The sequence below is a fragment of the Pseudomonas sp. MPB26 genome (assembly GCF_046605355.1).
Lineage (GTDB): Bacteria > Pseudomonadota > Gammaproteobacteria > Pseudomonadales > Pseudomonadaceae > Aquipseudomonas > Aquipseudomonas cedrina.
The window spans coordinates 420,563-435,569 of the sequence record NZ_CP176793.1 but is presented as its reverse complement, the minus strand read 5'-3'; the positions used below and the strand labels follow the sequence as shown (position 1 = coordinate 435,569).

Below are 15,007 nucleotides of genomic sequence, written 5' to 3'. Positions count from 1 at the left end.
TTCCCGGGTGGCTGTCCTCTAGCCTTGGCCGTACATTCCAAAAATAAGAGGTACACCCCATGACGGCTCCCCTGAGCGGTATCAAGGTGATCGAGATCGGCACGCTGATCGCCGCGCCGTTCGCCGCCCGGCTGATGGCCGACTTCGGCGCCGAGGTGATCAAGATCGAAGCCATGGGGCAGGGCGATCCGCTTCGCAAATGGAGAAAGCTGCACGAAGGCACGTCGTTGTGGTGGTACCTGCAGTCGCGCAACAAGAAGTCGCTGGCGCTGGATCTCAAGTCGCCGGCAGGCCTGGAGCTGATCAAGCAACTGCTGGGTGACGCCGATGTGCTCATCGAAAACCTGCGCCCCGGCGGCCTGGAAAAACTCGGCCTGGGCTGGGACGTGTTGCATGCGCTCAACCCCAAGCTGACCCTGGTGCGTATCTCCGGCTACGGCCAGACCGGCCCGTATCGCGACCGTCCGGGCTTCGGTGCCATCGGCGAGGCCATGGGCGGCATTCGCTACACCACCGGCCACCCGGATTCGCCGCCGGCGCGGGTCGGCGTGAGCCTGGGGGATTCGCTCGCTTCGCTGCACGGCGTGATCGGCGCGTTGATGTCACTGTTGCGCGTCAAGACCGGTCAGGGCGATGGGCAGGTTGTCGACGTGTCGCTGGCCGAAAGCGTGTTCAATCTGATGGAAAGCCTGGTGCCGGAATACGACATGCTCGGCCATGTGCGTGAACGCAGCGGCGGCGCCTTGCCCGGCATTGCACCGTCCAATACCTACCTGACCGCCGACGGCGCCTACGTGGTGATCGCCGGCAACAGCGACCCGATCTACAAACGCCTGATGACCGCCATCGGCCGTGTCGACCTGGCCGACGCACCCGAATTCGCCCACAACGATGGCCGCGCCGCCCAGAGTGGTTTGCTCGACGCCGCCATTACCCACTGGACCAGCAGCTTGCCCATCGATCAGGTGCTCAGTGCCCTGGAAGCGGCGCAAGTGCCGGCCGGGCGTATCTACTCGGTGGCCGATATCGTCAGCGACCCGCATTACCAGGCGCGCGATATGTTGCTCAATGCCCAGTTGCCCGGCGGCGTGTCGGTGAAGATGCCCGGCATTGTGCCCAAACTCTCAGACACCCCCGGCGGTGTGAACTGGCAGGGCCCGAGCCTGGGCCAGCACACGGATGACATCCTTGGCGACCTTGGCCTGACGGCTGCCGATATTCAACGCCTGAAAGCCTCGGGAGTGGTGCAATGATCACCGACTATGGCGACCCGCTGATCGTGCAGGAAGTGTCCCCGCGCGACGGCCTGCAAATCGAGCCGACCTGGGTCGAAACGGCTGACAAGATCGCCTTGATCGACCAGCTTTCCCTGGCGGGTTTTTCGCGGATCGAAGCCGGTTCATTTGTCTCGCCCAAGGCCATCCCGGCGTTGCGCGATGGCGAGCAAGTGTTCCACGGTATTGAGCGCAAAGCTGGTGTGATCTATGTGGCCTTGATCCCCAACCTCAAGGGCGCGCAGCGTGCCATCGAGTCCCGCGCCGATGAGTTGAACCTGGTGATGTCCGCCAGCCAGACGCACAACCTGGCCAATATGCGCATGCGCTGCGAGGCCTCGTTGGCTGCGTTTGCCGACATCACACGCTTCGCCGCCGAGTACCCGGTGCGCCTCAACGGCAGCATCGCCACCACGTTCGGTTGCCCGTTCGAAGGCAAGATCGATGAAGACCGTGTGTTGCACATCGTCGAGGCGTATCAAAAACTCGGCATCCAGGGCATCAGCCTGGCCGACACCACGGGCATGGCCAATCCGCGTCAAGTGGAGCGCCTGGTCAAGCGTGTGCTGGAGCGCGTATCCGCCAGTGACCTGACCCTGCATTTCCACAATACCCGCGGCCTCGGATTGTGCAATGTGCTGGCCGCTTACGAAGCCGGTGCCCGCCGATTTGACGCGGCGCTTGGCGGCTTGGGCGGCTGCCCGTTTGCGCCAGGGGCATCGGGCAATATCTGCACCGAGGATTTGGTCAACCTGTGTGACGAGGTTGGCATCCACACCGGTATCGACCTGCCGCACCTGCTGCAAATGTCCCGCCGCTTGCCGGCCCTGCTGGCTCATGAACTGCCTGGCCAGGTGGCCAAGGCCGGGCGCAACTGCGACCTGCATCCACCACCGGGCCACATAGCAGGCTCTATCGCCACGCTGTAACGACCTGCCAGACAACAAAAACAATCGGACGCCCTGTGAGCAGTCCGCTGGAGAGAAACCATGAGCACTAATACGTTGGAGGCCGGCGTACGCCCGGCCGCTGAGATCGCTGCCGAAAAAGCCCTGGTCAGCAAGGTCGCCTGGCGCCTGATGCCGCTGATCATGGTGTGCTACCTGTTTGCGTTTTTTGACCGGATCAACATCAGCTTCGCCAAGTTCCAGCTGCAAGCGGACCTGAGCCTGAGCGATACCGCCTATGGCCTGGGTGCCGGGTTGTTTGTGGTGGGCTATGTCATCTTCGAAGTACCGAGCAACATGATGCTCTACAAGGTCGGCGCGCGGCGTTGGATCGCGCGGATCATGATGTCGTGGGGCCTGGCAACGGCGGCCATGGTGTTTGTCACGGCCGAATGGCAGTTTTATGTGCTGCGCTTCCTCATCGGTGCGATGGAAGCGGGTTTCGCGCCCGGCGTGTTGTATTACCTGACGTTGTGGTTCCCGCAGCACTTCCGGGGGCGAATCACGTCGATGCTGTTCCTCGCGTCGGCCTTTGCCGGGCTGGTGGGCGCGCCGTTTTCGGGGCTGGTGCTGCAACACCTTGATGGCGTGCTGCATATGCGTGGCTGGCACTGGCTGTTCCTGCTCGGCGGCTTGCCGTGTGTGGGCCTGGGGTTCCTGGTGTTGACGTTGCTCAAGGACCGCATCGAAGACGCCCAGTGGCTGAGCCCGGCGGAGAAGACCTTGTTGGCTAGCCGTATCGCCAAGCATGAGCCGAACCAGCATGGTGGCTCGCTGTTGTCGGCGATCCGCATTCCTGGCTTCCTGATGTTGGGCTTTATCTACTTCCTGATCCAGGTGGCGTCGTACGGGCTCAATTTCTGGGCGCCGCAACTGATCCGCAGCGCCGGCACCCAGAGCCCGGTGATGATTGGCTTGCTCACGGCGATTCCTTATGTGTGCGGCGCGATCACGATGGTCGTGATCGGGCGGCTGTCGGACGCTACCGGTGAGCGTCGCAAGTTTGTCTGCGGCCTGGTGTCACTCGGCGCGCTGGGGTTCTTCAGCGCCGGGATCTTCGCCGACCACACCACGTTCCTGATCATCGCCCTGGGCATGTTGGGTGCCGGCATCATTGCCTCGATCCCGACCTTCTGGACGCTGCCACCCAAGTTGTTGGCCGGCGCGGGGGCAGGCGCGGCGGGCGGTATTGCGGTGATCAATACCCTCGGTCAATTTGGTGGTATTGTCAGCCCGGTGATGGTGGGGCGGATCAGGGACCTCACCGGCAGCACCACGCCGGCGCTCTACGTGATCGGCGTGTGCGCGCTGCTGGCCGCGGCGCTGCTGCTGTGGGGGCTGCCGCAGAAGTTGCGCACGCTCGACAGGGGCTGAGACAGAGCCTGATCAGCTCGCCGTTGTCAGCGCGCGGGCGGGGGAGGCGCTGAACTGGATCAACACCACGCCGCCGATCAATAACAACGCCCCCAGCACCCGGGGCGTTGTGAGTTGGCGCTCAGCCAGGCCGAACAGGCCGAAATGATCCAGCACCAGCGACGCCAGGATCTGCCCGGCCATGGCCAAGGCGATAAATCCCGATGCGCCAAGCTTTGGCAGCAACATTAACGCCAGGGAAATAAAGCACACGCCAAACGCGCCCCCCGCCCACATCCACAGCGGTGCCTGGGTGATAAACGCCAGGCTCGGCAACGGTAAGCGCAGCGCCAGGATCACCGGCAGCAATACGATGATGCTCACCAGCAGCGACGCCAGGGTGGCCCATAACGGATGGCCTAGCCCGCGCTCGAGGTTAGCGTTTATCGCGCTCTGAAACGGAACCACCGCCCCGGCGATGGCCGCCAGCGCCAGCAAACCCACCCAATGCAACGTCGTCATCTCAGATCTCCCAGAGGTTTTGCTGGACTCTAGGCTATTCATCGCGCAAATTTAAATTCCGAATTGTCATGACGGGCATGCAACTGGTGAATGATCTGCGTCGCATCGACCTTAACTTGCTGGTGATTCTCGACGTCTTGCTCAGCGAGCAACACGTCACTCGCGCCGCCGAGCGCCTGCACCTGAGCCAGCCGGCGGTGAGCCACGCCCTGGCGCGTTTGCGTGACCTGCTTGGCGATCCGCTGCTGGTGCGCCAGGGCGGTAGCCTGGTGCCGACCGCTCGCGCACTTGAGTTGGCCACGCCACTGGCTGAAGCCCTGGCCCAGGTGCAGACCCTGCTGGCACCGAATCGCTTTGATCCTGCTTCAGCCAGGCGCAAATTTCGTTTGGCGATGTCTGACTACAGTGCGGCGATTTTCCTACCCAACCTTGTGCGTACGTTGCGCAGTGAAGCGCCGGGTATCGATCTGCAAATCATCCAGGCCAGCCGTGAAGGCATGATTGACGGGGTGGTCAACGGCGACCTCGACCTGGCGGCGGGTGTCTTCCCCGACATGCCCGCCGAATTACGCACCACGCCGTTGTTCGAAGAGCACTACACCTGCCTGGTGGACCGCAACAGCCTGCCGGCAAGTGGCACGCTGGACCTGCCGACTTACATGTCACGTCCCCATGTATTGCTGGAAATGCGCGGCAGCGGCACACCGGAGATCGAGCGGGCGTTGACGGCGATTCGTGAGCGGCGGCATGTGGTGGTCAGTCTGCCGCATTGGGGCGTGGCGCCGCAGTTGATTCAAGGCACCGACCTGATCCTTACCGTCTCGTCCCGAGGTTTGCTCAATATCGATCACAGGCACTTGCTGGCGGTGCCGCCGCCGTTTCATATCCCGTCGTTTGCGTTCGAACTGGCCTGGCATGGGAGGCGGGGTGGAGATGCGGGGTTGCAGTGGTTGATCGGGCGGGTGCAGGGAGGGTTACAGGGCTGAATATTCACTACCAGGATGCGGGTGGCTGGCGCCGAGTATGGAAAATCCGCATTACCTGCAATCGCCCATCTCTGATGCGATATGGCACGATATAGGGCCATCGAGGCACAACCCATTCGCGAGTTCCAGGCACGCGCCCCTCTTTTCCCAGCGCGGGAAACTCAGCAATGTGTTCAAGCCCAGTCAAAACTGCCTGGACAAATTCGTGAGCTGCTTTGGGATTTTCTTCGGCAATATAAGCCGCTTCATCATCAAGGTTCCTGAGGGCTGCCCTCAGCCACTCAACCTGCATTGTTGCGCCATTTATCAGCGACTGCTTTTACCTCGGCATCTGTCGCGAAATCACCCGAATCAGCTTCTGTTAATGCTTTTTGAATTTCCTCAATTTGCCACGCTTCGCGCGTCAGGTATTCACGTAAGGCATCAACGGCGAGAAAAGATTTGCTGCGCCCGGTGGCCTTGGCGAGACTCGCAAGCGTGTCAGCGACATCTTCGGGTATACGTAGGGACATGACAGACATAACTGCCTCGATGTAGTGGTTTGTAGTGCAACATACTACAGGCTCACCGTACCAACAGTTTACTTCGTTCGTCGAAGGCGACCGTTCGTCGTACTAACAAGTTTTTTTTAAACCTTTACCGCCCTGAAAATTCGAATTGAGGGCGGGGTGTGCTCTCCCGCACTTATTTTCAGCCTGGAGGAACCCATCATGAGCCGCATGGCTATCCGGTTACGCACCGCCAGTTTCGCGATGCTGCTGGGCCTCGGCGCCAGCAGTGCTTTCGCCCAGTCGCCCGCTGAATTCATCGAGCAGGCTTCGGCCAAGGGCATGGCCGATATCGAAACCAGTCGCATGGCCCACGCCAAAACCTCGTCCCAGGAAATCAAGGACTACACCATCGAGGTGATCAACGAGCGGACCCTGGCCAACCAGCATCTGGCAGCCATCGCCAAGAAGCTCGACCTGCCCGTGGCACCGCGGGAGAAGATCGTCGATAAAGCCGAAACCCTGATGCCCGAACTCAAGGACGGCGACTCCTTTGACGCGGCTTACACCGCGCAGCAGGTGAAGGAAAACGAAGACGCCATCGCCCTGTTCAAGCAGGAAGGCGCCGCGTCGAGTGTCCCGGAAATAAAGGCCCTGGTGGACGAAACGCTACCGAAGCTGGAAGAGCGTCTTCAGAAAGCCCGTGCATTGGCCTCGACCTACGGCAAAGGTCATCAAGGCGACGGTTGACACTGTATCGAATTGAAAAACGGCGGTTGGATCAGCTCCAACCGCCGTTTTTTTTACGCCTGGTTCAAATCGGTTTTAATCGGCGCGGCATCGTCTGCGGCAGGCCCACAACTGCTGTTGAGGTTCACAGTGCCGGCTTTGCCGATAGCGCGGTATTCCTGGCGCAGTTTTTCCAGTTCCTTGCGATCCAGGCCATCCAGGCTAAGCACGGCATTCTGCGCATCCTTGGACACCCGCAATAGCTCGTCGATCTTGATGTGCAGGATGTCATTGTCGCGGTTCTGCGTATTCTGGATCAGGAAGACCATCAGAAAGGTGATGATGGTAGTCGAGGTGTTGATGATCAATTGCCAGGTGTCGTTGTAGTGGAAATAAGGCCCGCTCAAGCTCCACGCAAGGATCAACGCCACCGCCGCGTAGAACGTGCGTGGGCTACCGGCCCAGCGGGACAGGGATTGGGAGACTGCGGAGAATTTCATGACCGTTTTTCCTCTTGAAGGGGTGATGAAATAATGGACCGCAGGGACTCTTTGAAATTTCTTTTTACATTTGCTTCCACGACAGCGCCGTACATCGCCTGCCGACTTAAAAGGCCAGTTCGGCCTGACCGAAGCCTTCGAGCGCCAGCAGATACTGCTTGGCTGCCAGGCCCCCGGCGAACCCCGTCAGCCCGCCCGATGCGCCGATGACACGGTGACACGGCGCAATGATCGAGATTGGGTTGCGCCCATTGGCTGCGCCCACTGCGCGTACCGCACTCGGGTTGCCGATCTGTCGGGCAATCTGGCTGTAGCTGCGGGTTTCGCCAAAGGGAATCGTCAGCAACGCCTGCCAGACTTGTTTCTGAAACGCGGTGCCGATGAAGTCCAGTTCCAGCTCGAAACGGTCGCGGCTACCGGCAAAATACTCTTGCAACTGGCGTTCGGTTTCCACTAGCACCGGATTGCCATCGGCCTCGCGCAATTCACCCAGGCGCACACGGTTGGCGCGCTCTGTTTCCCACAGGATGGCGCCGAGTTTTCCATTGCGCGCCACCAGGGTGAGTTGGCCGACCGGGGAGGGCATGAGCGTGTATTCGTAGGGCATGGACTTAGTCCTTGAAGAAGGTGCGGTGCCACTATCCAACGTACGAAGCTGGCGTAAAAGCTGTTTCTTGCGGTGAAATTCCGTGACCGTTAGAAACGCCAGTGGATCCAGTTGCCCGACCCATATACCCAGGCGACATTGAAGACAAACCAGGCTATGGAGGCCGTCCCCATTGCGACCAGCGAGCCCAAATTGAGCAGCGCCATGATGGTCGCGCCGATTGCCAGGCCTCGGCTGGCATGCCGCCACGCGTACCACGCACCATAGAGGGATCCCGCGATGGCGGCTATCGCTGCATAGCGGCCCAGGCCGAAGGGAATCCGCATCAGTGGGAGAAGCAATGGGATGATCAGTATGAACCCCACGATTTTTCTGAGCGTGCGTGTCGACGTTTTTTGTACCTGCGGGAGCATTCTGGTTTGTCCTTTGGCTGCCAGGTGTTTCCCATACTGATAGGCTAATTTTCTCATACTTGTAGGGATTGGCTTAATCAGCGCTCCTGCTGAAGCACCTGCTTATTGGTAGTTGTACGCAGGGCGTCTTCGGGCGCGCCGGTTTTTTCGGATGAATTCTCCCGGTCTACTAACCTGCGTACAGCTGCCACCCTAACCCTTCGGGTGGTGGTCCTTATCGAGGATCAACAGATGTGTAATGACTCATGTAATCCATCCGTAAAACTGTTCAGCGTCCGTCCCGAAGCCAACACCGAAGCGTTGCTCGCCAACGCCTACGAAACCATCGCCGGCGCCGGGGCCATGACCAATGAGTTCGCCGAAACCCTGCCTTCCCAGCTGCGCTATCTGGCCCTGGCCATCCAGCAAATGATCGAGTTGGGGCTGATGCTGGTGGAAGCGGCGCAAGACCGCGTGGACCGCGCCGCGTAAGTCATTTCGCGCAGTGCCCAGGCTTGCCTTCCCTGGCCGCCCATACCAAGGGGGAGGGGAGCCAAAAAACGCCACACACCTTAAAGGGACGAGGCCAGCGTAAACGGAATGCGCAGGGAGCCGATCGGCCCCTCTCGAACGCCGCACATTTCATCGTGCACGCACTGCTGCACCAGCACGCAGGGAAACGGCGGGACCCGTTGCAACAGGTCGCGCAAATGCGTGGTGGAGCCGATACGCAGTGGCTTGGCATCATCGCCCAGCAACGTCATCACGCCATGATCCAACCTGACGCGCGCGATGTAGAAGCCACCCTCCAGTGACAGCAGCTCCAGCTCACGAACCTCTCCTTTTAACGCTGATTCAGTCAGCATGTGCAGATTCATGATTCACCTCACTGCAGGTCAGTTGATCATTCGACGATCGGTTGAAAGATGGTTGTACAAAAATACTTATTTGTACAGATTTGTGCGGCGGATGGCTGATGTACCTTAAATCGCGGCCATAAAAAAACCGGCCTCAAAGGACCGGTTTTTCATGCATTCCCGTCAAGATAAGCTGACGCGGAACAAGAATCTGAATGGAGCGGGTAGAGGGAATCGAACCCTCAACTAAAGCTTGGGAAGCTTTCGTTTTGCCACTAAACTATACCCGCTCAGAGCGGCTGACTTTGTACCAGATGTTCGCTCGGATTTGAAGTTTTTCTTCAAAAAAGTGTTGGTTGCTCGCGTCATTAGAAAATCGCGTTTCAAAGGGCAAAGGCCTGCTGCGTCTGGCCCTGTTGATAACGCGAGCGACTGACCCGCCGCTGCGCCGTCAGGAAGCCCACCACCGCATCCCGGCTGTCCCGGCACGCCGCCTTGTGCTCCATGTCCAGAAAGTGCCCGGTCGCCTGGATGGTGCTGAAGCTGCTGTTCGCCACATGCTGGCCAAACAGCTTGGCATCCTGGGCACTGGTGTACTCGTCCCATTCGCCGTTGAGAAACAACACCGGAATGTCGATCTGCCTGGCTGCCTTGAGGTAGCACGAGCGATCGCTGTTCAGTACATGGCTGATGTGAAAACGAATTTGCCCGTATTCGTGCTCGGCCAAGCTGCTCACATGTTTGTGATTAAAGCGTTTGAACAGCGACGGCAGATGTTTGCCGAGGGTGCTATTGACCAGGTGCCCGACGCGGTCGCGGTCGAGGTTGCCGAGGTAGTCGACGCCGCGTTCAAGGTAGTCACGCATCGGTGCGTTGATCACCGGTGAGAACGAACTGATCACCGCCTTTTCCACGTGGCGAGGGCGGTGGGCGAGAGCGACCAGGGCTGCAGCGCCGCCCCAGGAGAAAGACAACACGTGTTCGGCGGCGAAATGGTCGATGAGCTCCAGCAGGATCTGGCCTTCGACTTCCTTTGTCAGCATTTGCTCATGGCGGTTATGGATTTTGGAACGGCCAGCGTAGGGCTGGTCGTACAACACCACATTGAACTGCGGGTACAGGCTTTTCACGGTCTGGCCGAAGGACGCCGTGGTGGCCATGGAGCCGTTGACCAGGATGATGGTCTTTGCAGCAGCGTCCGCGCGGTAGCACTCCGTGTAAACCCGGTACTGACCCTGTATATCCAACACAGCGATTTCTGGCCTCATGTCGTCAGACTCCTGGCAAGCGGGTAGTGCGCGCAGATCACTCTGCACGTGCTTTATGACAGGTAGGCATACGCCTGGGAGAGGGAGGGGGCGCGGTGTTCCGAACGGTCGTCAGATTTGTCGGATTTCTTCGTCGGTCAGCGTCCGGTACTCGCCCGGTGCCAGTTCAGCGTCCAGCACCAGCGGGCCCATTCGCTCGCGATGCAGGCTGACCACCTTGTTGTCGAAATGCCCGAACATGCGTTTGACCTGATGATAGCGCCCTTCGATGATGCTCAACCGCGCAGTCCTCGGGCCAAGCAGGGTCAGCTCGGCGGGTTGGGTGGTGAGGTCTTCAAACGCAAAATACAGGCCCTTGGCAAACGTCGTTGCGTACTGCGCGCCAATGTCCTGCTCGGTCCCTACGAGGTAGACCTTGGGCAACTTTGTCTGTGGTTGCGTCAGGCGTCGCGACCACTGGCCGTCGTTGGTGATCAGCATCAGGCCGGTGGTGTTGAAGTCCAGGCGTCCGGCGATGTGCAGTTCGGCCTTATGCGGTTCATCCAGTAGATCCAGGACGGTCGGGTGCTGTGGATCCGCCGTGGCGCTCACGCACCCCTGTGGTTTATGCAGCATGAAATAACGCGCGGGTTTACCCGCTTGCAGTACTTCGTTGTCAACGCATACACGGCTGAATTCGCGCACTTCATGATGAGGATCGCTGACCGCCACGCCATCGACCCACACCCGCCGTTCAATCAGCAACAGGCGCACTTGCCTGCGATTGAAACGCGGCAAATTGCTGAGGAAGCGGTCCACCCGCATTACGTCGGCTCAGCCCCACGCAATTGCTCATCGACCTGGGCGCAACGCGGGCACAAACAGGCTTTATTGCGCAGCTCAGGGGGCAGCGCTTGGAGCACGGCCTTGTCGATGGTGACGCTGTAGCACCAGCACGCCTGGTCGACGGTACGTGGGTCGGCCAGGGTGCAGTCGTTGCGGCCGCCGCAGGCGGGGCAGAGGGTTGGCGTGGTCATGGTCGGATTCGGGCCGGATCGGGCAAGGTTGCGGATACTCTCCGCGAGCCTTGCACGATACAGGGCCGGCCCGGCCCAGGCTACTCAGAGCTGGAACTTGCTGACCAACACATTGAACGAGGTGGCCAGGCGCGACAGGTCCTGGCTGGACGCATTGGTCTGGTTGGCACCGGCGGCCGTCTGGCTGGACAGGTCCTGGATATTCAGCAGGTTGCGGTCCACTTCACGGGCGACCTGGGCCTGCTCCTCCGAGGCCGAGGCGATCACCAGGTTGCGCTCGTTGATCATCGCCACACTGGCGGTGATCCGCTGCAATGCCTGGCCGGCATTCTGCGCCAGGGTCTGTGTGTTGTTGGCCCAGGTCAGGCTCTTGTTCATCGCCGCCACCGCTTCATCAGCGCCGGTCTGGACTTCGCCGATCATCTTTTCAATGTCGACGGTGGACACTTGCGTTCGGTGGGCCAGCGCCCGCACCTCATCGGCAACCACCGCAAAACCCCGGCCCTGCTCACCCGCGCGCGCCGCTTCGATGGCGGCGTTGAGCGCCAACAGGTTGGTCTGGTCGGCGATGCCTCGGATCACATCGATCACCTTGCCGATTTCTCGCACCTGTCCGGCCAGATCGGCCACCGATTGCGTGGAGCCGTTGATTTCTACCACCATCGCACTCATGCCAGATACGGCCTGTTCCACTTGCTGGCGGCCGTCCTCGGCTTCGGTGGTGGCCTGGCGCGACGCTTGCGAGGTCGATACGGCGTTGCTCGCCACTTCGTCCACGGCGGCGGTCATCTGGTTGACGGCGGTGGCGGCTTGTTGGATTTCGTCATTCTGGCGCGTCAGGCCGCGGCTGCTTTCATCGGTGACCGCGCTCAACTCTTCGGCGGCGGAGGCCAGTTGGTCGGAGGCGTTGGCGATTTCCACGAGGGTGCTTTTCAAGCCGGCCTGCATATCCGACAGCGCCATCAGCAGTTGCCCGGCTTCGTCGGTGCGCTCGGTGATGATGGCCTGGGTCAGGTCGCCTTGGGCAATACGTTGCGCGCTCTGCACGGCCTGAGCGATGGGGCGCGTGATCAGGCGGGTGATCAACACTCCAATGGTGATGGCAATGACAAAGGCCAGGACAATCCCACTGATCATCCACGTCAACGCACTGGCGCGCAGCGCGTCGGCGGCGATGGCGCCTTCCTTGATCTGACGATCATTGGACTCGATCATCACCCGAATCAGCTCGCGCGCCTGACGGAAGAGTTCATTGTTGGAGGTATTGAGCAGGGTTCGGGCCTGGTCGACCTGGCCGCCGTCAAGCAGCGACATGATGCGTTCGGAACTGCTGATGTAGGCGGGCCAGATCTGGTCGAGTTTGTCTCCCGCCGCCCGTTCGTCATTTTCCAGCGGCGTTGCACGGTATGTGGCATACGCCGCCTGGCTGCGCTTGAGCTCGTTGGCGGTGTCCTGGCGCACGCGTTCGCGGTCTTGGGAAGCAACGTCGCCTTTGCTGGCGTCCATCAACCGGTACAGGCCGCGGTTATGGGCCACCAGGCCATTGAGCGTGGTGCCCGTGTGACTGACGGAAACCAGGTTGTTGGAGAAGGTCAGCTCCAGGGCCGTGGCCAGGCGCACCACCCCTTTGATACCCAGCAGGCCTACCCCGAGGGTGACCACCGCGCACAGTAGGAATGAAAGCAGCAGTTTGGTTGAGATTTTCATGGGGTCGAGTCCGGCGATAGTTGCGAAGGGCGCACGCTAGAGCCTCCCTGGCTTTGTGCGATGTCATAGTGACATCATCGCAATTGAGAAAGTTGCTCGCCAGAAAAATTTACTGAATCGATAAACCTGGTTTAGATGTATCAAACTGTTGCTGCAACGCACCAGATTCTGATTTTGATGTCAGATGTTTCGTCATTCAGTGAAAGCTGAATGCCGCCCTCCAGCGTCGCTGGAGGTGCTCTTCCGCGGTCCAGGAGGCCGCCATGTATCGACGACTGCTGCTCAGCGCTTTATTCGGTCTGACCCTTTCTGCTTGCGTTCCCTATTACGAAGGAGGCCAGAGTTATTACCGTTCCGAGGTCTACACCTCTCCGGCACCGGTGTATTACTACGGCGGTGGCAGCGCGTACCCATACCGCCGTGACTACTACCCCGCGCCACGCTATTACGCCCCGCAACCGCGCTACTATTCGGCGCCGCGTTATTACCAGCCGGCACCGCGCTACTATCCCGTCGGACCGCGTGCCGGTTACCGGCCTTACCCCAACCAAGGCTGGGGCGGGGAACACTGGGGTGGCGGCGGGCACGGTCGTGGCGACCATAGAGGTGGCCGCGGCGGTCATCGTTGACAGATTTTTTGCACGCGGCGCTTGGGGCGCCGCTCTTTTCTTATACCGTTTATCATAACTGTCAGATTTAACAGCTATCTTCGGAGTTTTAGATGAGTTTCACTGGAGGCGAAGCCGTTGTGCTTCCCACTATCAGTGATGAATGGAACTCCGTAATGATCAGACATTTGGTGTATGTATTCTTCCTGAGTTGCCTTGTTATCGCTTCGGCCAATGCGGATCAGGGGTGCCCCTATGCTTCAGCGATTAATTTCGCTGACGATGCCTATCAGTCCGGCTGTGGGGGGAAGCTTTGGCAAAGTCAAAAAGTCAAAGAGCGGGATTTTGTTGACCGTTTCATTGGCGCTATCTTTTTTCCTGATAAAGACGACGAGTTGAACGTTGGTCATGTGGAGTGCGTCTACCTTACAGGCGGTGGGCGCAGGGTGACTTTGAAGTATTTGACGCAAAACGTTCACGAACGCATGTTGATGGGTTCCGATTTCTATTGGCAGCCCGCCGTCGATCCACTGGGCAGACCGGTGCGCATCTGCCAAGACAGCCAGCCGGACAACTGCAAAGTCACACCCGAGGATTCCAAGCTTTGAGCTGTCAAAAGTCGGAAAGATCTGCCAGAGGATTCCTACCTTCCCACGCCTTATTGAAATGCGCCTGCACCACCGCTTCAGGAATGGTGTTGATATCCGGCCAATGCCAATGGGGCGTCTGGTCCTTGTCGATCAACCTGGCGCGCACCCCTTCGCTGAATTCCGGATGACGGCAGCAATTGAGGCTCAAGGTGTATTCCATCTGGAACACCTCGGCCAGTGACAGGTGCCGGGCGCGCCGGATCTGTTCCCACACCAGGTGCGCGGTCAGCGGGCAGCCTTCGTTCAGCGTCTTGCCGGCACGGCTGAACAGTGGATCGGCATGTTCGCGTAGTTGGCTCAGTGCGCGCCACGCACCAAGCACATCGCCCACATCCAGCCATTCGTCGATTTGCCCGCGGCGCGGTAGCCATTGCGCTTGCGGCTGCTGGCCGATGGCTTCCTGCGCCAGCGCCTTGAGCAGGCTATTGAGTTGTATCGAGGTTTGTTCCTGCCAGTTCAGTTGCAGCAGGCCGTCGAGCAGTTCGTCTTGCTGGTCGTCGCGCAGGAAGCGGTCGGCAAGGCCCAGGTCCAGCGCGTCGCGGCCGTTGATATAGGCGCCGGTAAGGCCCAGGAACAACCCGAGTTTCCCCGGCAGGCGCGACAGGAACCAACTGGCGCCGACGTCCGGATACAGCCCGATGCTGATCTCCGGCATGGCCAAGCGGCTGCTCGGCGTGACGATGCGCACCGAGGCACTTTGCAGCAGGCCCATGCCGCCGCCCAACACGTAGCCATGGCCCCAGCAGATCAGCGGTTTGGGGTAAGTGTGCAGGCGATAATCCAGGCGATATTCCGCCGCAAAGAATTGCGCGGCCAGCGCCGGTACGGTTCCTGGCTGTTCCCGGCATGCCTGCGCCAGGCTGCGCACTTCGCCACCGGCGCAAAACGCCTTGGAGCCCTTGCCGCGCAGCAGCACGCAGACGATATTCGGGTCTTTGGCCCAGGTATCCAGGCGTTCGCTCAGGGCCAGGATCATCGGTAAGGAAAGGGCGTTCAGGGATTTTTCAGCGTCGAGGCTGGCGATGCCAATGCGGGCACCGTCGCTGCCGGTCAGCTCTTCGAAGTGCAGGTTCATCGTGACCTCAATCGAGAAGGTGAAGGAT

General features: G+C 60.0%; 20 protein-coding genes and 1 tRNA gene. 8 read left to right on the top strand and 13 right to left on the bottom strand.

The genetic code is table 11. The annotated features are described in order from the left end of the window. The first annotated feature begins 59 nt into the window (after nucleotides 1–59). From ACLH0H_RS02100 to ACLH0H_RS02090, 3 genes are read left to right on the top strand one after another with little or no spacing between them, the layout of a single operon-like run. Nucleotides 60–1,253 (top strand): CaiB/BaiF CoA transferase family protein, encoded by a 1,194-nt coding sequence (locus ACLH0H_RS02100; protein WP_411380784.1) that lies wholly within the window; start codon nucleotides 60–62, stop codon nucleotides 1,251–1,253. Next, a complete protein-coding gene (locus tag ACLH0H_RS02095) occupies nucleotides 1,250–2,203 on the top strand; it encodes a hydroxymethylglutaryl-CoA lyase (RefSeq protein WP_411380783.1) in 954 nt (317 codons plus the stop codon). Before ACLH0H_RS02100 ends, ACLH0H_RS02095 begins: the two co-directional genes overlap by 4 nt. A 60-nt stretch (nucleotides 2,204–2,263) precedes the next feature. Beyond that, on the top strand, nucleotides 2,264–3,595 hold the full coding sequence (locus ACLH0H_RS02090) for an MFS transporter (protein WP_411380782.1): 1,332 nt from the start codon (nucleotides 2,264–2,266) through the stop codon (nucleotides 3,593–3,595). 12 nt (nucleotides 3,596–3,607) lie between these two features. Here the strand turns inward: ACLH0H_RS02090 and ACLH0H_RS02085 are convergent, their stop codons facing one another. After that, a complete protein-coding gene (locus ACLH0H_RS02085; protein WP_411380781.1) occupies nucleotides 3,608–4,096 on the bottom strand; it encodes a DMT family transporter in 489 nt (162 codons plus the stop codon). Between the two features lie 77 nt (nucleotides 4,097–4,173). Between ACLH0H_RS02085 and ACLH0H_RS02080 the strand changes: the two genes are divergently transcribed. After that, nucleotides 4,174–5,082, top strand: a complete 909-nt coding sequence (locus ACLH0H_RS02080) for a LysR family transcriptional regulator (RefSeq protein ID WP_411382486.1) — start codon at nucleotides 4,174–4,176, stop codon at nucleotides 5,080–5,082. Between the two features lie 7 nt (nucleotides 5,083–5,089). Here ACLH0H_RS02080 and ACLH0H_RS02075 read toward each other — a convergent pair whose 3' ends face one another. Together ACLH0H_RS02075 and ACLH0H_RS02070 are read right to left on the bottom strand one after the other, a co-directional pair. Beyond that, entirely contained in the window at nucleotides 5,090–5,374 is a 285-nt protein-coding gene (locus ACLH0H_RS02075) for a type II toxin-antitoxin system RelE/ParE family toxin (RefSeq protein ID WP_411380780.1), read from the bottom strand. Further along, nucleotides 5,364–5,603: a CopG family ribbon-helix-helix protein gene (locus ACLH0H_RS02070; protein ID WP_307386393.1), complete on the bottom strand. Its 240-nt coding sequence runs from the start codon at nucleotides 5,601–5,603 to the stop codon at nucleotides 5,364–5,366. Before ACLH0H_RS02070 ends, ACLH0H_RS02075 begins: the two co-directional genes overlap by 11 nt. 189 nt (nucleotides 5,604–5,792) lie before the next feature. Here ACLH0H_RS02070 and ACLH0H_RS02065 point away from each other — a divergent pair, with 189 nt between their 5' ends. Continuing rightward, the gene (locus tag ACLH0H_RS02065) at nucleotides 5,793–6,320 is read left to right on the top strand and encodes a DUF4142 domain-containing protein (protein ID WP_076950172.1); all 528 of its coding nucleotides are present in this window, start codon (nucleotides 5,793–5,795) and stop codon (nucleotides 6,318–6,320) included. A 53-nt stretch (nucleotides 6,321–6,373) separates the two neighbouring features. Here ACLH0H_RS02065 and ACLH0H_RS02060 read toward each other — a convergent pair whose 3' ends face one another. The 3 genes from ACLH0H_RS02060 to ACLH0H_RS02050 all read right to left on the bottom strand — a co-directional run bounded on the left by ACLH0H_RS02060 (nucleotide 6,374) and on the right by ACLH0H_RS02050 (nucleotide 7,819). Further along, nucleotides 6,374–6,799, bottom strand: a complete 426-nt coding sequence (locus tag ACLH0H_RS02060; protein ID WP_307386390.1) for a low affinity iron permease family protein — start codon at nucleotides 6,797–6,799, stop codon at nucleotides 6,374–6,376. Nucleotides 6,800–6,905: 106 nt separating this feature from the next. Further along, nucleotides 6,906–7,406 (bottom strand): methylated-DNA--[protein]-cysteine S-methyltransferase, encoded by a 501-nt coding sequence (locus tag ACLH0H_RS02055; RefSeq protein WP_411380779.1) that lies wholly within the window; start codon nucleotides 7,404–7,406, stop codon nucleotides 6,906–6,908. A gap of 89 nt (nucleotides 7,407–7,495) precedes the next feature. Then, a complete protein-coding gene (locus tag ACLH0H_RS02050; protein ID WP_411380778.1) occupies nucleotides 7,496–7,819 on the bottom strand; it encodes a hypothetical protein in 324 nt (107 codons plus the stop codon). A 231-nt stretch (nucleotides 7,820–8,050) separates the two neighbouring features. Here ACLH0H_RS02050 and ACLH0H_RS02045 point away from each other — a divergent pair, with 231 nt between their 5' ends. Then, a complete protein-coding gene (locus tag ACLH0H_RS02045; RefSeq protein WP_411380777.1) occupies nucleotides 8,051–8,290 on the top strand; it encodes a DUF6124 family protein in 240 nt (79 codons plus the stop codon). Between the two features lie 80 nt (nucleotides 8,291–8,370). Here ACLH0H_RS02045 and ACLH0H_RS02040 read toward each other — a convergent pair whose 3' ends face one another. The 6 genes from ACLH0H_RS02040 to ACLH0H_RS02015 all read right to left on the bottom strand — a co-directional run bounded on the left by ACLH0H_RS02040 (nucleotide 8,371) and on the right by ACLH0H_RS02015 (nucleotide 12,646). Beyond that, entirely contained in the window at nucleotides 8,371–8,676 is a 306-nt protein-coding gene (locus tag ACLH0H_RS02040) for a DUF6482 family protein (protein ID WP_411380776.1), read from the bottom strand. Between the two features lie 195 nt (nucleotides 8,677–8,871). Beyond that, a tRNA-Gly gene (locus ACLH0H_RS02035) sits at nucleotides 8,872–8,945 on the bottom strand. Between the two features lie 93 nt (nucleotides 8,946–9,038). After that, entirely contained in the window at nucleotides 9,039–9,923 is an 885-nt protein-coding gene (locus ACLH0H_RS02030; protein ID WP_411380775.1) for an alpha/beta fold hydrolase, read from the bottom strand. Between the two features lie 111 nt (nucleotides 9,924–10,034). Beyond that, nucleotides 10,035–10,727, bottom strand: coding sequence for a pseudouridine synthase (locus ACLH0H_RS02025; protein WP_411380774.1), 693 nt, complete (start codon nucleotides 10,725–10,727; stop codon nucleotides 10,035–10,037). Further along, the gene (locus ACLH0H_RS02020) at nucleotides 10,727–10,939 is read right to left on the bottom strand and encodes a cysteine-rich CWC family protein (RefSeq protein ID WP_411380773.1); all 213 of its coding nucleotides are present in this window, start codon (nucleotides 10,937–10,939) and stop codon (nucleotides 10,727–10,729) included. Before ACLH0H_RS02020 ends, ACLH0H_RS02025 begins: the two co-directional genes overlap by 1 nt. A gap of 84 nt (nucleotides 10,940–11,023) precedes the next feature. Further along, on the bottom strand, nucleotides 11,024–12,646 hold the full coding sequence (locus tag ACLH0H_RS02015) for a methyl-accepting chemotaxis protein (RefSeq protein ID WP_411380772.1): 1,623 nt from the start codon (nucleotides 12,644–12,646) through the stop codon (nucleotides 11,024–11,026). A gap of 263 nt (nucleotides 12,647–12,909) precedes the next feature. On the opposite strand from ACLH0H_RS02015, the gene ACLH0H_RS02010 reads away from it, so the two are divergent. Next, a complete protein-coding gene (locus ACLH0H_RS02010; protein WP_411380771.1) occupies nucleotides 12,910–13,275 on the top strand; it encodes a hypothetical protein in 366 nt (121 codons plus the stop codon). A 92-nt stretch (nucleotides 13,276–13,367) separates the two neighbouring features. Next, the gene (locus tag ACLH0H_RS02005) at nucleotides 13,368–13,862 is read left to right on the top strand and encodes a DUF3757 domain-containing protein (protein WP_411380770.1); all 495 of its coding nucleotides are present in this window, start codon (nucleotides 13,368–13,370) and stop codon (nucleotides 13,860–13,862) included. Nucleotides 13,863–13,866: 4 nt separating this feature from the next. On the opposite strand, the gene ACLH0H_RS02000 is transcribed toward ACLH0H_RS02005, so the two are convergent. After that, entirely contained in the window at nucleotides 13,867–14,979 is a 1,113-nt protein-coding gene (locus tag ACLH0H_RS02000) for an enoyl-CoA hydratase/isomerase family protein (RefSeq protein ID WP_411380769.1), read from the bottom strand. Nucleotides 14,980–15,007 lie beyond the last annotated feature (28 nt).

Bases quoted from the DNA above. Each gene is read 5' to 3' on its own strand.
- ACLH0H_RS02020 (WP_411380773.1), bottom strand. From the start codon at position 10,939: ATGACCACGCCAACCCTCTGCCCCGCCTGCGGCGGCCGCAACGACTGC.
- ACLH0H_RS02040 (WP_411380776.1), bottom strand. From the start codon at position 8,676: ATGAATCTGCACATGCTGACTGAATCAGCGTTAAAAGGAGAGGTTCGT.
- ACLH0H_RS02005 (WP_411380770.1), top strand. From the start codon at position 13,368: ATGAGTTTCACTGGAGGCGAAGCCGTTGTGCTTCCCACTATCAGTGAT.
- ACLH0H_RS02030 (WP_411380775.1), bottom strand. From the start codon at position 9,923: ATGAGGCCAGAAATCGCTGTGTTGGATATACAGGGTCAGTACCGGGTT.
- ACLH0H_RS02095 (WP_411380783.1), top strand. From the start codon at position 1,250: ATGATCACCGACTATGGCGACCCGCTGATCGTGCAGGAAGTGTCCCCG.
- ACLH0H_RS02045 (WP_411380777.1), top strand. From the start codon at position 8,051: ATGTGTAATGACTCATGTAATCCATCCGTAAAACTGTTCAGCGTCCGT.
- ACLH0H_RS02060 (WP_307386390.1), bottom strand. From the start codon at position 6,799: ATGAAATTCTCCGCAGTCTCCCAATCCCTGTCCCGCTGGGCCGGTAGC.
- ACLH0H_RS02015 (WP_411380772.1), bottom strand. From the start codon at position 12,646: ATGAAAATCTCAACCAAACTGCTGCTTTCATTCCTACTGTGCGCGGTG.
- ACLH0H_RS02080 (WP_411382486.1), top strand. From the start codon at position 4,174: ATGCAACTGGTGAATGATCTGCGTCGCATCGACCTTAACTTGCTGGTG.
- ACLH0H_RS02025 (WP_411380774.1), bottom strand. From the start codon at position 10,727: ATGCGGGTGGACCGCTTCCTCAGCAATTTGCCGCGTTTCAATCGCAGG.
- ACLH0H_RS02010 (WP_411380771.1), top strand. From the start codon at position 12,910: ATGTATCGACGACTGCTGCTCAGCGCTTTATTCGGTCTGACCCTTTCT.
- ACLH0H_RS02070 (WP_307386393.1), bottom strand. From the start codon at position 5,603: ATGTCTGTCATGTCCCTACGTATACCCGAAGATGTCGCTGACACGCTT.
- ACLH0H_RS02100 (WP_411380784.1), top strand. From the start codon at position 60: ATGACGGCTCCCCTGAGCGGTATCAAGGTGATCGAGATCGGCACGCTG.
- ACLH0H_RS02050 (WP_411380778.1), bottom strand. From the start codon at position 7,819: ATGCTCCCGCAGGTACAAAAAACGTCGACACGCACGCTCAGAAAAATC.
- ACLH0H_RS02055 (WP_411380779.1), bottom strand. From the start codon at position 7,406: ATGCCCTACGAATACACGCTCATGCCCTCCCCGGTCGGCCAACTCACC.
- ACLH0H_RS02090 (WP_411380782.1), top strand. From the start codon at position 2,264: ATGAGCACTAATACGTTGGAGGCCGGCGTACGCCCGGCCGCTGAGATC.
- ACLH0H_RS02065 (WP_076950172.1), top strand. From the start codon at position 5,793: ATGAGCCGCATGGCTATCCGGTTACGCACCGCCAGTTTCGCGATGCTG.
- ACLH0H_RS02000 (WP_411380769.1), bottom strand. From the start codon at position 14,979: ATGAACCTGCACTTCGAAGAGCTGACCGGCAGCGACGGTGCCCGCATT.
- ACLH0H_RS02085 (WP_411380781.1), bottom strand. From the start codon at position 4,096: ATGACGACGTTGCATTGGGTGGGTTTGCTGGCGCTGGCGGCCATCGCC.
- ACLH0H_RS02075 (WP_411380780.1), bottom strand. From the start codon at position 5,374: ATGCAGGTTGAGTGGCTGAGGGCAGCCCTCAGGAACCTTGATGATGAA.